We start from the raw sequence: 15,912 nt of genomic DNA, 5'->3' as shown, positions 1-15,912 counted from the left end.
GCCGAGCAACGGTTTTACTGCGGCTGCGCGTTTGGCTACCGGACAGTAGAAGATCGGCGCGCACACCAATACGAGGGCGGGCACGCCCATTGTTCCCTGCTGTGGTCGACACGTCCCCGTGATCGGCGATGGGTGCCGCCTGCCGAAAACAGGAGTTCGGCATGCCCCTGCTCAACCGGAATGAACGTGGTCGGCGCCGCCCCGCGCGACTCGGCCGCACCCGCATACTGATGTCCGCGGTGCTGGGCCTCACGACGGCGGCGGCCCTGGTGGCCCCGGCCGGGTCGGCGGGGGTCGAACCCGCCGCGAACGCGAGCGGAGGTGGGCAGGTCCAATCGTTCTGGCTGCACATGAACAGCACCCCGGTAGACGAGAAGACGCTGGTCACCGAGGCGAAGCGGCGTAGCTACGTGGTGCTCAACGCCTGGGAGGGCGACCTGGCCGCGAGGTTCAAGGCGGTCAACCCGGCGATCGAGCTGTTCGTCTACAAGGACCTCTCCTCGACCCGTTCGTACGCGTGCCGCAACGGCGTGGACGACGAGCACCTGCCTGCCGGGATCGGTTTCTGCGAGGCACAGCGCGATCACCCGGAGTGGTTCCTGCTCGATTCCGGGGGCAAGCGGTTCGAGTACGGCGGCTATTCCGGTCACTGGCAGATGGACGTCGGCAACACCGCTTACCAGCGGGCGTGGGCGCGGAACGTGGTGGCCAGTGCGAAGGCGGGCGGTTTCGACGGCGTGTTCATGGACAACGCGTTGTTCCCGTGCGACGCCTACCACGAGGGCGTGTGCCCGGCGAAGTACCCGACCGACGCCGCGATCCAGGACGCGTACACCTCGATGCTGGCCAACACCCGCGACGAATTCGTCTCCGCGGGGTTGAAGACGGTGGCGAACCTGTCCAACGCGCGGCTGCACGCCGGCGCGTGGGACGCCTACACCGAGCACCTCGACGGCGGTTTCGACGAGTGGTGGCTGACCTTCGACGACGCGAACCTGCTGCCCGAGTACGCCGAGGGCTGGAGCAGGCAGGTCGCCGAGATTGCCGCCAACGAGGCGCGCGGCAAGATCACCTGGGTGCAGCCGCACTTCAGCCCCGACGCCGAGCGGCCCTACCGGTACGCGCTGGCCAGCTACCTCATGGCGGCCGGTGGGCGCGCCGCGTTCGCCGACGTGCACCGGACCGACGGCTACGGCGACGCCTCGCCCTGGCGCGCCGAGTACGACTGGGACCTCGGCACGCCCTCGGGGCCGTACCGCTCGGTGGCGCGCAACGTCTACCAGCGCGACTTCGCCTGCGGCACGGTGATCGTCAACGCCAACCCGTCCACCACCGCCGCGGTCACCGTCAAGGTCAACGGCGACCACACCGACGAACGCGGCGCGGCCGTCACCTCCGTGGCCCTGCGCGGCACCTCGGGATCGATCCTGCGCCGACCCTGCTGACAACAGCGGACGAAGCGGTGAGCGGGTCGCTCGTCGCGCCCGGTGTCCCCGCCCCGCGCGCCGTCAGGTCTTCAGCCGGCGCCAGGAGGCCAGGAACACCAGTGCCGCGACGAGCGACCCGGCCGAGGCGAACGACCCCGCGCCGAGGTAGAGGTCCCACTCGTAGTCGTGGTCCCGCACCGCGCCGGCCAGGCCGGCGCGGGCGAGCGGCACGCCCCACAGGACGGCGCCCAGGACCAGCCCGACCAGGGCGGACACCCCGGCGAACACCCCGATGACGACCCGGCCGACCCGGCGACGGCCTTCGTAGCGGTGCAGCGCTCCGCGACGCGCCAACCACCACGACGCGAGCGCGGCCAGGGCCAGGGCGATCGCGTCCGCGGCGAGGGTGTCGCCGAGCCGGTGCCACTTCGCGGTGAGCGCGTACTGACCGATGCCCACCGCCCACGGCAGCAGGAGCAGCATCACCACGCCGCGCCACCGGTGGGGCACGACGATCACGGCGGCGAACAGCACGGTCATGGCGATCGCGGTGTGCCCGCTGGGCAGGCTGTTGTGGGCGTAGTCGCCCACCACCTCCACCAGCGGGGGTCGGACCAGCACGAACCGCTTGAGGCCCTGGACGACCACCTGGCCCAGCACGATCACGCCCACCGCCGCGACCGCGAGGTCCCACCGCCGCCGCAGCGCGCCGACCAGCGCGACCAGCGCCACGGCCACCGCCAGCGAGTAGGCGGTGATCTCGTCCAGCGCCCGCCACGCCTCACCGGCCTGGGCCGCGTCGACCTGGTCCGCGCCGCGCAGCGCGGCGTTCTCCAGTTCTTGACCCGTCGTCGTCCACACGGTGAGCACGTAGACCAGCGCCGCCACCCCGGAGGCCGCGACCGCGATCACCTCCCACCGCCGGGGCCGGATCGGCGCCGCGACCTGCTCCGGCCGCCGGCCGGCCTGTTCCCCTGGTGCCACGGCCACCCTCCATCACCACGATCGGAGGTCCATCGTGGAGCGACTCGCCGCGCACCGCCCGGTGTGGCGGCGCCCCGGGCGGGACGTGCGCCCGCCTCGGGGGCACACGTTCGGCTGCGCTCCCCGCTCGTGGACCGGCGCCGGAGTTCGGCCACCCCGCCGCCGGGCACTTCCCCCGCCATGGGCCTTGACCGCCGCGGTGGACCCTTGGGCAGCGCGGAACGGGGGCCGGCGCTACACCTACATGGGCGCCAGGCCCGAGGCGCAGGGCCGCGGCCTGGGCAGGGTGCTGATGGCGGGCTTCGCGTCCTGGTGCGACCACGAGGGCGTCGGCTTCTACGCCGAGGCGAGCTCGCCGAGGAGCCTGGCGCTGTACGAGCGCGTCGGGTTCCCCCGCCTCGGTGATCCGATGGCCCTGCCGGACGGGCCGCTCCTCCACCCGGTCTGGCGCGGCCCCGCGAAGCCCGGAGCCGGGTCGCGCCCGTGACCGCGCGCCCGGCACCCCCGTCCCGCGTCACCGCGGGAAATGCCGCGCGGGCGACCCCCCGGCCTTCCGCGCGCGTGGAATTCGTCGTCGACCTCTATTTCCGCGTCACCTGATGAAAAGATCTTGAACGCGCGGTGTGCGCACCCCCCGGTAGAAGCGCGCGTCGGCGCAGCCGACGATCGCCAAGCCCGCCAGCATCGGCAGGGCCATGGCCCCCTCGACCGCCAACGCGCTGGTCAGCGCGATCCAGAGCAGCAGTCTCATGGGAAAAGAATAGAGAGATCCGGGTCACACCCACAGGCAATTTGGGGAAGACTTGAGGTAAGGGATTCCAGGCCGCAATTCGGCGGATCGCACTTCCATCACCCTCGGTGCCCGGCCGATCACGGTGTGATCATCAACGGACGCCCTGATCGTTTTGTCGGACCTCGTCGCTAGCCTCCCGCCATCACACCGAGCACGACTGGCAGGAGGACACCGTGGGCTGGCTCGACGCCTCGTCCGGGTACCAGGTGCGGTTGGGGGAGAACGGGCGCGTCCAGTGCCGCAACGGCAAGGGCAAGCTGCTCTCCTCGGTACCCGCCTCGCTGAAGGAGGACCCGCGAGTGGTCCAGCTGCGGCAGCTCGCCGAGTGGCTGGCCCGCCACGAGGCCGAGTGCCTCGCCGCGGTGGACGGGTGGATGGTCCGGTCGCTGCCGGTGCCCACCGCGCTCGTCGCGGAGGTCTGGGCGGACACCGCGTGGGCGACCGCGCTGCGCGACCTCGTGGTCACCGCGGACGACGAGGTCGGCTTCCTGCGCGACGCCGACCCGGACCGCGGCCTCGGCCTGGTCACCCTCGACGGCGACACCGTCCGCGCCCGGCCCGAGGTGGTGCGCATCCCGCACCCGGTGCTGCTGGACGACCTGGAGGAGCTGCGCGAGTTCGGCGCCGAGCTGGGCGTGGAGCAGAAGGCGCAGCAGCTGTTCCGGCAGACCTTCGCCCGCCCGGCCGACCTGGCGGGCAAGAGGTCCGTGGACGACTTCTCGGGCGGCAGGTTCGAGCAGCTCAACCACGCCCTCGGCCGGTGCCGCGCGCTCGGCTACCCGGTGCGCGGCGGTGACGCGGTCTACGCCGCGTTCGAGGAGGGCCGCGTCGTGGAGGCCCGCTACTGGCTCGGCTCGGACTACCCCGAGGGCGAGACGTGGACCGGCGACCTGCGCTGGGCCCTGGAGGACGGAACCGCGCTGGCGCTGACCGACGTCGGACCGGTCGCGTGGTCGGAAGGCATGCGCATGGCGTCGGCGATCCACGCCGGCCGCGTGGTCGAGGAAGAGGCGGTGGCCTGATGGACGACAAGGCGCTGATCAACGCCGGCGCGGTGCTGCCGGTCGCCGACGCGACGGGCGACGACCGCGACACCGTCACCGCCCGCCACTACGGCCACCCGGCCCTGGACGACCGCGTGGTGGTCCGGCTGACCCCCGCCGTCCTCGGCCGCGCCGAGGACCTGACCTGCGAGTACCTCGGTTTCGGCGAACCGGCGCGCGTCACCGGCGTCGGCACCGGGCGGCGCAGCGCGCTCGGCTTCCCCGCCTGGGCCCTGGTGCACGACCCGGCCAACGCCCACCACGCGCTCAACCTCGTCAAGGACGTGGAGCGCCTGGCCCGCACCGCCAAGTCCCGCGCGGGCGCGGCCAAGGACGGCTTCACCGCGCTCGGCGACATGCTCGGCCGCTCCGCGCCGCACTTCCTGCCCACCTTCTACGAGCAGGCGGGCCGGATCTTCCTCCAGCACGGCAACCCCACCTACGCGGCGAGCATGTTCGGCAAGGCGCGGGAGGCCGAGGAGGTGCACGACCTCGCCGTGGACCCCGAGCGGATCCGCGAGGTGTTCCTGGAGTTCGCCTTCGCCGGCGCGCTCACCGCCAAGGCGCTGTCCGCGCACGCGAAGGGCCTGGCCCGCAAGCACGACCCCGACGAGGCGCACGAGCTGTTCCTCACCCTGTGCGTGGAGCGCACGCGCGGCGGCCTGCCGCCCTACACCGGGATGCCGGAGGACCTGCGGCGGCTGGCCAAGGCCGCCAAGCGCACCCAGCGCGTCGAGGACGAGCGGCTCCTGCGCGCCGTCCTGGACAGCTCCGCGATCAACCGCGCGGGCGCCGGGTTCTGGAAGTCCTACCGGGACTCCCTGGTCGCCGTCGCCCGGGGCGACGCCGAGGTGCGCGCCCGGCTGCTGGCGTTCGTGCCCGACTCGGCCGCGGCGCTGGACACCTGGATCGACATCCTCGACGCCTGCGGCGCGACCGAGGCGCTCACCGGCCCCGCGGGCGGGGCGCCCGCCGACCCCGCCGGGTGGCTGTCGTCGGTGCTCGGGGTCCGCGCGGGCGGCTGGCGCGGTGTCGGCCGGTCGCGGAAGCTGCTGGACCTGGTCGAGCGCATGGCCGACCGGCTGGCGGCCGACGCCGTGCCGGTGAACGTGCTGCGCTACTGGCGGCAGGGCGAGCTGGACGTGCTGGACCTGCTGGTGTCCCGCGACGTGCCGATCATGCCGGGCGACCGGGACGAGGTGCGGCTCGACGTGGGCGGGTGGCTGGCCGACCAGGAGCCCGGTCGCCGCGACCTGACCGCGCTGGCCGGGTCCGACCGGTTCGGCGACGCCCTCGGCGAGGGCCTGGCCGAGCACGCCCGCCAGCACGCCCGGCACGGCGCGGTCAGGCCGGAGGTGCTGCTGGCGGCCATCGCCGTGCCGGGCCTGCGCGCCGCGTTGCGCCGCCTGCTCACCACCCGCGCCGCGGAGGTCGCCGCGACCGGCCTGCCCGACCTCGAACGGCACCTGGAACGGCTGGCCGTGCTGCGGCTGCCCGAGGCGTTCGCGGACGTGCCGGAGGCGGCCGAGGCGATCGCCGCCACCGACGTCGCCGCGGCCCTGCACCGGACCCTGCGCTCCGGCGTGTTCGACGAGCTGGGCTGGCCCGCCCTGGAGGAGGCCGTCGACCGGCTGAAGGGCTCCGTCCCGAAGGGCCAGTCGCTCGTGGCGTGCGGCGAGGGGTGGCCCGCGCTCGTGCTGCGCGGCGGCGAGACGTTCGTCGTGGTGGGCCCGGACGGGATCCTCGCCGAGCACGTCGCCCGCATCCCCGCCGACGCCCGCCACCGGTGGTCGTTCGAGCCGACGGCCTCCTGGTTCGACGGCGTCCTGCTGGTGCGCTGGCAGGGACCGGAGGGCGAGCTGGCCTACTGGAGCGACGCGCCGGACAGCGTGTTCCAGCCGGGTGAGGACCACCGCTACCACCACCGCCGCGACCAGCCGCTGCCCTCGATCGCGCTGCCCGGCGGCGCCCGCTTCACCGGTCGCCGGGCCGCGCGCCCCGGCGACACGCGGGTGCCGACGCCGCAGGAGGCCCACGGCGACGGCATCGGCGTGTGGACCCACCACCACGACCGGACGACGTGGCGCTGGCGCGAGGTCGACCCGGCGACCGGCGAACTGGGCCGGGCGAGCCTGCCCCGGTTCCTGGAGGACTTCGCCGCCGACGGCGCCGAGCTCCAGCTGGCCGACTGCGACCTGCGCCCGGCCACGCCCGCCACCGCCGGCAGCCCGCTCGGCACGGCCGACGGCCTGCACGGCTGGCGCCTGCGCCGCGAGGCCGACCGGTCGTGGACCGGCGAGTCCGCGGACGGCCGCCGCGTGCGGGTGCCCGACGGCGCGCCGCGCCCGACCGGCGTGCTCCGGCTGCCCGGCGCCGACCTGGTGCTGGGCGGCCACCGCGACTCGGTCCTGCTGCTCGCCGAGGACGGCGACCTGCTCGGCACGGTGTCGACGGGCGGCCACCACTCCCGCTTCTCCGCGGGCACGCCGTTCGTGCCGCCCCAGGACTGGTGGCACGTGCTGAGGCCGCGCGACGAGGCCGGGTCCGCCGCGCTGCGCGCGGTGACCAGGAAGGCGGTGGACGCCATGCTCGCCGCGGCGAGCGCGGAGACCGAGGAGACCGGCAAGCGCACGATCCGCCAGCGGCTGGCGGCCTTGGTGCGGGGCGAGCGCGACGAGCTGTTCACCGCCGTGGCCAAGGCGCTGCCCGGCCTCACCCACCCCGGGCTGATCTCGGGCGTGGCGGACCTGGTGCGCCGGACCGCGGACCTGCTCCGCTCCTACCGCGGCTACGGCGAGATCGCCGAGGCCGCCCGCGCGGTGGGCCCGCGAGCCGTGCCGACCGGCCCGGAGGTCACCGAGGAGGACCTGCACGCCGCGCTCGGCTGGTTCGGCGGCCACCGCTCCCACCGGTCCGGCGGCGCCGTGCCGACCACCCTGCCCGCCCTGGTCACCGCGCTCGGCGAGGCCGCCGCCCGGCCCGAGCCCCGCGCGCTGCCCGAGTCGCACAGCCCCGACTGGTTCCACTCGTTGCCGAGCCTCGGCGCGCTGGTCCACCGGGCCGCGTCGCCGCTCACGCCCGACGCGCACCGCGACGCCCTGGCGCTGGTGCTGCGGAACCTGGCCGACAGCGGGCTCGCCGACGGCCACTGGCGCGTGGTCGGCGTGGTGGTGCCACCTGGCGACGCGGTCGTCCACCGCCGGGTGATCCCGGTCGGCGACGGGTTCATCGCCCCGTTGGAGTCGCAGTGGCGCCGCGAGCCGGGCAGCCGCTTCACCGGCCTCCAGGTCACCCGGACCCCCGGCCGGTACGAGCTGCCGAGCGGGTGGCAGCTGGAGCACTCCGACGAGGCGCGCGCGCCGTTCGGCGGCGAGCGGATCCGCCGGTTCCTCGACGCGCTGGCCGAGCACGGCCCCGCGCCGTGGTTCCCGGAGGCCGTGCCCGCGCTGGTCGAGCGCACCGGCCTGGCCACCGCCGAGGCGACCGTGCTGCTGGCCGGGATGCCCGCCGTGTCCAGCTGGGGCGCCCACTACCTCAGCACCGACCACCGGCGGCTGCTCGGCCTGTCCGCGGCCGGCGCGAAGGCCGCCAAGGAACGGCTCCGCGGCCTCGACACCCCCTACCGCCGCCGCCTGCTCGACGCCGCCGTGCCCGCCGACCCGACCGAGCTGTGGACGCGCGGACCGGACGTGGCCGCGGTCGCGGAGGTGTGGGTCGCCGAGCACGGCCGGCGCACGCCCGTGCCGGACGACGTGCTGGTGGACGCGGTGAAGCAGTTGCGCCTGTCGAACGCGGCCGAGTTCGTCACCGGTGTGGTCGACCCCGCCGGCACCGCGTGGTTGACCACCGACGCGGACCTGCGGTTCAACGGCGCCACCCTGGTGGCCCGCAACCCCGGTGGCTTCAGCCGCGAGACCCTGTGGGCGGTGCCGCAGGTGCTGAAGTGGCTGGCGCAGCGGCTGCCGGTCGGCTCGCCGCTGCGCGCGCAGCTGCCCGAGGCCCTGGCGCTGGCCCGGCAGCGGGTCGAGCACCCGGGGTTCGCCGTCGAGCTGAGCGGGTGGATCTCCGCCGCCGACGTGCGCGCGCTGCTCGACCTCGACGCGCCGGCGGAGGGCCAGGTCGTCCGGTACCGCGACTGGCTGGACGTGGTCGGCGTGCGCAACGACTACTGCCGCTTCGTGGTCCGCCCCGGCGGCCTGGGCGCGCAGGACGTCGAGGTGCTGGTCGCGGTCGTGGAGCTCGCGCACGGCCACGACCTGCTGCACGGGATCGACCAGCTCACCGACGACGGCCTCACCGCGGTGTGCGCCGCGACCGCGCCCGAGGGCGTCGACCCGGCCGCGTACTTCCAGGACCCGACCGTGTCGGCGCCCCACCTGGTGGGCGAGGTCGCGGCGCGGACCGGCCTGTCGGAGGACGCCGCCGTGCTCTACCTCCAGCTGCTGGCCCTGCACGACCCGACCGACGCGAACGCGGCCCGCTGGACCGGGTGGAAGCCCGCCCGGTTGAAGGGGGCCCGCGCCGAACTGGCGGCGACCGACCTGGTGCTGACCGCGAAGCGCGCCCGCGCCGGGCGCTCGCTGTTCCTGCCCGGCGGGTGGCTCGCGCTCGGCGCGCCCCACCTGCCGCTGGAGGCGTGGAAGGCCCCGATGTTCGGCTTCACCACCACCCCGCGGGGCGTCGTCGTGCCCCGCGAACCGATCGCCGACCTGTTCGCCCGCGCGTGGCAGCGGGTGCTCGACGGCGACGCGCCCGCCTACGAAGAGCTGAAGACCGGAGGACGCAGGTGACCGCCGCGCAGAAGAGCGGACCCAGGCAGGTCGAACCCGCCGAGGACGCGTACCGCGAGGAGCTGGCGTTCCTGGCCGCGTACGACGACGGACCCCGGCCGCCGGGCTGGCGGCTGACCCCGCGCGCCGCGGTCACCTTCGTGATGGGCGGCGGCGACGCGCTCGCGCTGCCCCGGCCGGTGACCGGCCTGCCGTCCCGCCTGGTGATCAGCCCCAAGTTCGTCGGCGAGCGCGCCCTGGTGGAACGGGCGGTGGTCACCCTCGCGGGCGAGCGCGGCCTGCTCCTGGTCGGCGAACCGGGCACGGCCAAGTCGATGCTGTCGGAACTGCTCGCCGCCGCCGTGTCCGGCGACAGCGGGCTCGTCGTCCAGGGCACCGCGGGCACCACCGAGGACCAGCTCCGCTACGGCTGGAACTACGCGCTGCTGCTGGCCGAGGGACCCAGCCCGCGGGCGATGGTGCCCTCGCCGGTGCTCACCGCGATGCGCACCGGCGCCGTCGTCCGGGTCGAGGAGATCACCCGCTGCCTGCCCGAGGTCCAGGACGCGCTGGTGTCGATCCTGTCCGACCGGCGGATCGCGGTGCCCGAGCTGTCCGGCACCGATGCCTCCACCGTGGACGCCGCACCCGGCTTCACCGTGATCGCCACCGCGAACCTGCGGGACCGGGGCGTGTCGGAGATGTCGGCCGCGCTCAAGCGGCGGTTCAACTTCGAGGCGGTCGGCCCCATCGGCGACCTGGCCGCGGAGACCGCGCTGGTGCGCAGGCAGGCCGGGGCCGCGCTGGAACGGGTCGGCGCGCCGTTCGCGGTGGACGACGTGGTGCTGGAGGCGCTGGTCACCGCCTTCCGGGACCTGCGCAACGGCGTGTCGGAGGAGGGCTGGTCGGTCGAGCGGCCGTCCACCGTGATGAGCACCGCCGAGGCGGTGTCGGTGGCCACGTCGCTCGGGCTGGCCGACGCGTACTTCCCCGGCGACCGCGACCCGCTGTCGCTGCTGCCCGGCCACCTGCTGGGCGTGGTGCGCAAGGACGACCCCGGTGACGCGGCCCGCCTGCTCGGCTACTGGGACGGCGCGGTGCGGCGGCGGGCCGAGTCCGGGGCCCGCACCTGGCGGCGGCTGTGGGAGCTGCGCGATGTCCTCGACGCCTGAGGTCGGTGGCGGGGACTGGGCGCCGGTGGCCGGTGACGTGGGCCCGGTGTCCGCGGCGGCCGGCGGGATCCGGCCGTCCGCGGCAGGTGGCGGGGTTCGGCGGTCTCCGGTCGCCGACGGGCGGCAGGCAGCCGGAACGGCCCCGACCTCCGGGTCGGTCGGCGCGGTCGGTGCGGGCGTGGATCCCGCTGCCGGGGCCGTCGTCGCCGCGTCCTCGACCTCCGAGGTCGTCGACCGGCTGGCCGGCCACCGCGCGCCGTTCCTGATCGGGGTGCGGCACCACTCACCCGCCTTGGCGGCGGTGGTGCCCGCCCTGCTGGAGGCGTGCGCCCCGGACGTGCTGCTGGTCGAACTGCCCACCGAGCTGGGGGAGTGGCTGCCGCACCTGGCCGCGCCGGACCTGGTGGCGCCGGTCGCGCTGTCCGGGGCCGCGCGCGACGGCGGCGAGCCGGCGTTCTACCCGTTCGCGGACTTCTCCCCGGAGCTGGCCGCGATCAGGTGGGCGTTCCGCAACGGCGTCGAGGTGCGGCCGTGCGACCTGCCGCTGGCGCTGCGCGGCGACGAGCGCCGGTCGGGCGGGCGGGGCGCGTCCCCGCTGACCGACGCGCTGCGCCGCGCCACCACCGGCCGCGACGGCGACGACCTGTGGGACCGGCTGGTCGAGGCGGCCGCGCCCGGTCAGACCGCCGAGGCGGTGCGGCGGGCCGCGCTGCTGGTCGGCTGGGCGCTGCGCGAGGACGCGGCGGCGACCGGCGTCGACCCGCTCGACCTGCGCCGCGAGGCGTGGATGCGGCGGGAGGTGGCGCGGGCGGGCGACCGGCGCTGCGCCGCCGTGATCGGCTCCTTCCACGCGCCGGCCTTGTTGTCCGGCCACCTGGACGAGACGCCGCCACCGCCGTCCGACGTCGTCACCTCCCTGGTGCCCTACGGCTTCGCCCTGCTGGACGAGCGCTCCGGCTACCCCGCGGGCATCCGCGACCCCGAGTGGCAGCAGGCCGTGCTGGAGGCGGGCGGCGCCCCGGCCGCGGTGGAGGCCGCCGCGGCGGCGGTGGTCGTGCGGATCTGCGCGCGGATCCGGGAGCTGGGCCACCCCGCCGGCCCGGGTGAGGCGCGCGAGGCCCTGCGGCTGGCGACCGACCTGGCCCGGCTGCGCGGGCTGCCCGCGCCCGGCCGCGGCGAGGTGGTCGAGGCGGTGCAGACCGTGCTGACCCACGCCGAGCCGCTGGGACGCGGGCGCGTGGTGGCGCGCGCGGCCGGTGACGTGCTGGTCGGGCGCCGCACCGGCGTGCTCGCCCCCGGCACGCCCAAGTCCGGCCTGGCGCCCGCCGTCGAAGACCTGCTGGCCTCGCTGCGGCTGCCCGGTCCGGGCTCGCGGGAACCGGTCGCGCTGCGGCTGGACCCGCTGCGCTCGGCGCTGGACGCCCGGCGCGAGGTGGCGCTGCGGCGGCTCGCGGTGCTCGGCGTGACCTACGCGACCGAGACCGCCACGACCGGCGTCGGCGGCGGCGAAGCGCTGACCACGCGGTGGACGGCGGCGTGGACCCCGGCGACGGCCGCGACGCTGCCCGTGGCCGGCCTGTGGGGCGCGACCCTGGAACCGGCCGCGCGCGGCCGGCTCCGCGCCCGCCGCGCCGAACGGGACCAGCGCGGCGGGCCCACGCCCGCCGACGTGCTGGCGGACCTGACCGACGCGGCGGCCTGCGGCCTGCCCGACCTGGTCGGTGACCTGCTCGCGGACGCGGCCACCGCGCTGCCGTCGTCGGCGACCCTGCGGGAGCTGCTGGCGGCCCTCGACCTGCTGGACCGGCTGCGCGCGGGCCACCTGCCCGGCACCCCGGGCGACGTGCTCGACGCGCACCCGCTGCTGGCGCCGGACCTGGAGACCGCGGCGGTCGGCCTGCTCGACGGCCTGGCCGGGTCCGAGGACCCGGAGGACGCGCGGGCGCTGGTGGAACTCGGGCAGCGGCACGACGCCCACGGCGCGGGCCTGAGGCTCGCGGCGTCCCTGCGGCGGCTGGCCGACGAGGGCGCGCCGCTCATCTCCGGCGCGGCGGGCGCGGCGCGGGTCCTGCTGGGCCTGGCGCCGCCGGCCGCGCTGGGCGAGCGGATCGCGTCCTGGGTGGACGGCGCGACCACGCCGCAGCGGCGGGACGTGCTGCGGCGGGCGTTGACCGGTGTGCTCGCGGCGGCGGGACCGCTGCTGGAGACGCCGGAGGCCCTGGAAGGGCTGCTCACGCGCGTGGAGCGGTTGGCGGACCGGGACTTCCTGGACCGGTTGCCCGCGCTGCGCGGCGCGTTCACCTCGATCGGCCCCGCCGCCCGCGCCCGGGTCCTCGCGGTGGTCGAGGAGCGGACCGGCACGGCGGTCGACCGGGCCGGCGAACCGGACCCCGAGCTGCTCGCGGTCTGGCTGGAAGCCGAACGCGCCGGGGCGGACGCCCTGCTGGCGCACGGCCTCGGCCGACCTCGGCCCGTCACGGGCGAACCCGCCGCCGAACCCCGCGCCGAGGCGACGGGGCCGGCGGACCTGCCGGTGGCGGTGCGGTGGCGGCTGGTGCTCGGCGCGCGCGGCGAGCGACCGGCGGGCGCGGCGCGTTACGCGGCGGCGCTGGACGAGCTGTACGGGGCGGACCGCGGCGAGGGCGCGTCGGGCGGCGACCTCGGCGCGGACCGCTCGACGCCCTTCCCCGACGTCCGGGAGTGGTCGGAGGAGCTGCGGGAGCTGTTCGGCGAGGGCGTCCGCGAAGAGGTGCTGGCCGCGGCCGCGGAAGGCGGACGCCTGGAAGCGGCCCTGGAGATCGACCCCGGTTCGGTGCGGCCCTCCGTCGAGCTGCTGCGCAACGTGCTGTCGTTGGCGGGCGGCCTGCCCGAGAGCACCGTGGCCCGCCTGCGCCCCCTGGTGGCGCGGCTGGTCCGCGACCTGACCGCGCAGCTGGCCAACCGCGTGCGACCCGCGTTGACCGGCCTGCGGCTGCCCACCCCGACCCGCCGGCCGGGCGGGGGGCTGGACCTGCCGCGGACGTTGCGCGCCAACCTGGCCACCGCGCGCCGGGACGCCTCGGGACGGGTCCTGGTGGTGCCGGAGCGGCCGGTGTTCCGCACGCGCGGGCGCAGGTCGGCCGAGTGGCGGCTGGTGCTCGTGGTGGACGTGTCCGGGTCGATGGAGTCGTCGACGGTGTGGGCGGCGCTGACCGCGTCGGTGTTCGCCGGCGTGCCCGCCCTCTCGACGCGCTTCCTGGCCTTCTCCACCGAGGTGGTGGACCTGAGCGAGCGGGTGTCCGACCCGCTGTCCCTGCTGCTGGAGGTGCGCGTGGGCGGCGGCACGCACATCGCGGGCGCGCTGCGGCACGCCCGTTCCCTGGTGACCGTGCCGGAGCGGACCATGGTGGTGCTGATCAGCGACTTCGAGGAGGGCGGCCCGATCGCGCCGCTGGTCGCGCAGGTGCGGGAGCTGGTGACCTCCGGCGTCACGGTGCTGGGCTGCGCCAGCCTGGACGACACGGGCGTGGCGCGGTACTCCGCGTCCGTGGCCGGCGCGCTCGTGGCGGCCGGGATGCCGGTGGCCGCGCTGAGCCCGGTCGAACTGGCCCGCTGGGTGGGGGAGAAGGTGCGCGGATGACCTTGCCGCTTGTGGCGCCCGCCGTGGTGGCGGACGTGCTCGACGCGCTGCCGCCGCGCCTGCGCAAGCGCGTGGACACGGCCCTGGACAAGGCGACCTCGTGGACCGTGACCGCCTCCGCGGACACCGCCCGCGCCGAACTGGACCCGGAGACCACCCTCACCTGGACCCTGCACGACGGCGTGCTGACCGAGGCGACCGACCTGTCCTGCTCCTGCCTGCTCGCACCGAAGTGCCTGCACCGGGGCATCGCGGTGGCCGCAGCCGACATCGCCGAACCGGACACCGCCGGCCCTCCGCCGCCCTCACCATCCCTGTCGCCCTCGCCATCCCCACCGCCTTCCGCTGTCGGCACCGCGAGCCCACCGGCCGTTCCCGTCGCGGAACCCGAGCAACGCGCGGCGACCGCGCTCTGGGAGGCGTGCGCCACGATCCTGCGCTCCGGCGCGACCGGCAGCGGGGCGGTGGTCCGCGCCGAACTGCTGCGAGCGGTCCACAGTGGACGCGTCGTCGGCCTGCACCGCGCCGCCGCGACCGGGCTGCGCATCGCCTCGTCCCTGGCGGCGGCCCGGACCAACGCCTCGTCGTTCGACCGCGAGGCGCTCACCGCCGACTTGGTCGACCTGATGCTCCTGTCCCACCACCTGCGTGCCACCACGACCACTGCCACCACGGCCACCGGCGACCTCGCCGAACTGCGCGGCACCGCGAGGCGCGAGTACCACCCGATCGGCGCGCTCCGCCTCTACGGCCTGTGCACCGAGCCGGTGGTGACGACCTCCGGCTACGGCGGCGTGGTCACCCACCTGGTGGACGACACGGGTCGGCTGTGGACCGTCCCCGCCATCACCCCGGGCGGCCCGGAACGCGTCACGGCCGCCGCCAACGGCCCGGTGGCCATCGGCGAATCCGGCCTGACCCACCGGGCACTGGGCCGCTCCGGCCTCCTGCTCTCCGGCGGCACGGCCTCACCGGACCACCGGCTGGGCGCGGGCAAGGCGGTCCGCGCGGTGGCCGCCACCGGCACGTCCTGGGACGAGCCACCCCTGGCCGCCCTGTGGACCCAGTCCCTGACCGACCAGGTGACCCGGGCCCACCAAGCCCACACCCGCCCCGACACCCACCGCCCGGCGTCCGCGGACCTGCTGTTCCTGGACGCCACCGTGCTGGGACCCACGGGCCCGGCCCTGCGCGTGGCGGTGGGCGAGGCACGGGTGGACCTCGTCGGCGCGGACCGGAGCACCCACGACAACCTGCGCGTCCTGGCCACCGCGACCGGCCTGCGCCTCAAGGTCGTCGCCCGCCTGCTGCCGGACCGCCCCGCCACCGCCACCGCCCTGGCGGTGTCCGGCGACCTGGACCTGCCCACCGACCTCCGCCACCACGTGGACCTGGGCCTGGACCACCTCCAGCACTCCCACCTGACCAGCCACAACACCCAACGAGCCCTCTCCGCCGACCCACCCGCACCACCCCCACCCGCACCCAGCCGAACCCCACCCCCGCTGCGCCCACTGGCGAACGTGCTGCACCGCATCACCCTGGGCGGCCGCGCGGTAGCGGCGATCTCGTCAACCGCAAGGGAGGTGACCACCCTGTCCCGCACGGGCCTGACCACCACCGCCGACCTGTTGGCCGACCTGGCGGCAACCTCACGCGACCGCGAACGCGACGCGTTCGGCCGAGTGGTCCGCGACGCCGGCGACGACTTCCCCCTGGCCTGGCTCAGAGCCGGCGTGCACGTCCGCGAATTCACCCGAGCCGCCGCCCGCCAAGCCTGGCTGGACGCCACGAACGCGCAACACCCCTGACCAAATCGCGACCGCTCGGCCGAACGCGGCGCTACTCGTCGTGCTCACTGTCCGGGCGACGTGCAGGCGCGTCGGTGCGTTGCCGTCCTGGGGCGAGGTGTCGGCATCGGGGGCCATGCGACCACTCTGGGACTCCAGTGGTTCCGGTTGGTAGAGGCCGAGGGTGAGTCGGGTGAGGGCTCACCTGCACCACGCCGACGCACCCTGACCTGCGCCAGCGGTCGGTCAGCGGTCAAGCCGGCCACCTCCGGGCACGTAGGCCGTCGATTCGCGGGTGGTGCCAGGTCGGATCAA

The 15,912-nt window shown here is 75.9% G+C and carries 9 protein-coding genes; 7 read left to right on the top strand and 2 right to left on the bottom strand.

From position 1 onward, the window contains the following. The first annotated feature begins 230 nt into the window (after positions 1 to 230). A complete protein-coding gene (locus tag ABD223_RS25830; RefSeq protein ID WP_344039084.1) occupies positions 231 to 1,445 on the top strand; it encodes a putative glycoside hydrolase family 15 protein in 1,215 nt (404 codons plus the stop codon). Positions 1,446 to 1,508: 63 nt separating this feature from the next. On the opposite strand, the gene ABD223_RS25825 is transcribed toward ABD223_RS25830, so the two are convergent. Then, on the bottom strand, positions 1,509 to 2,411 hold the full coding sequence (locus ABD223_RS25825) for a phosphatase PAP2 family protein (RefSeq protein WP_344039083.1): 903 nt from the start codon (positions 2,409 to 2,411) through the stop codon (positions 1,509 to 1,511). Between the two features lie 199 nt (positions 2,412 to 2,610). On the opposite strand from ABD223_RS25825, the gene ABD223_RS25820 reads away from it, so the two are divergent. After that, positions 2,611 to 2,898, top strand: coding sequence for a GNAT family N-acetyltransferase (locus ABD223_RS25820; protein ID WP_344039081.1), 288 nt, complete (start codon positions 2,611 to 2,613; stop codon positions 2,896 to 2,898). A gap of 105 nt (positions 2,899 to 3,003) precedes the next feature. Here ABD223_RS25820 and ABD223_RS25815 read toward each other — a convergent pair whose 3' ends face one another. Beyond that, positions 3,004 to 3,162 carry a hypothetical protein gene (locus tag ABD223_RS25815; RefSeq protein ID WP_344039080.1) on the bottom strand — a complete coding sequence of 53 codons (159 nt, stop codon included), beginning with the start codon at positions 3,160 to 3,162 and terminating at the stop codon, positions 3,004 to 3,006. A 215-nt stretch (positions 3,163 to 3,377) separates the two neighbouring features. Between ABD223_RS25815 and ABD223_RS25810 the strand changes: the two genes are divergently transcribed. The 5 genes from ABD223_RS25810 to ABD223_RS25790 are packed head-to-tail and all read left to right on the top strand — an operon-like array spanning position 3,378 to position 15,618. Further along, the gene (locus ABD223_RS25810) at positions 3,378 to 4,226 is read left to right on the top strand and encodes a DUF4132 domain-containing protein (protein WP_344039079.1); all 849 of its coding nucleotides are present in this window, start codon (positions 3,378 to 3,380) and stop codon (positions 4,224 to 4,226) included. Then, positions 4,226 to 9,037 carry a hypothetical protein gene (locus tag ABD223_RS25805; protein ID WP_344039078.1) on the top strand — a complete coding sequence of 1,604 codons (4,812 nt, stop codon included), beginning with the start codon at positions 4,226 to 4,228 and terminating at the stop codon, positions 9,035 to 9,037. The genes ABD223_RS25810 and ABD223_RS25805 overlap by 1 nt, the downstream gene beginning before the upstream one ends. Then, positions 9,034 to 10,188 (top strand): ATP-binding protein, encoded by a 1,155-nt coding sequence (locus ABD223_RS25800; protein WP_344039077.1) that lies wholly within the window; start codon positions 9,034 to 9,036, stop codon positions 10,186 to 10,188. The genes ABD223_RS25805 and ABD223_RS25800 overlap by 4 nt, the downstream gene beginning before the upstream one ends. Next, the gene (locus ABD223_RS25795; RefSeq protein WP_344039076.1) at positions 10,172 to 13,807 is read left to right on the top strand and encodes a DUF5682 family protein; all 3,636 of its coding nucleotides are present in this window, start codon (positions 10,172 to 10,174) and stop codon (positions 13,805 to 13,807) included. Before ABD223_RS25800 ends, ABD223_RS25795 begins: the two co-directional genes overlap by 17 nt. Further along, positions 13,804 to 15,618 carry a hypothetical protein gene (locus ABD223_RS25790; protein WP_344039075.1) on the top strand — a complete coding sequence of 605 codons (1,815 nt, stop codon included), beginning with the start codon at positions 13,804 to 13,806 and terminating at the stop codon, positions 15,616 to 15,618. The genes ABD223_RS25795 and ABD223_RS25790 overlap by 4 nt, the downstream gene beginning before the upstream one ends. Positions 15,619 to 15,912: the final 294 nt, after the last annotated feature.

The sequence above is a fragment of the Saccharothrix xinjiangensis genome (assembly GCF_039527585.1).
GTDB lineage: Bacteria > Actinomycetota > Actinomycetes > Mycobacteriales > Pseudonocardiaceae > Actinosynnema > Actinosynnema xinjiangensis.
Note: the sequence above shows the minus strand (reverse complement) of the source record. Positions and strands in the feature narration are given on the sequence as shown.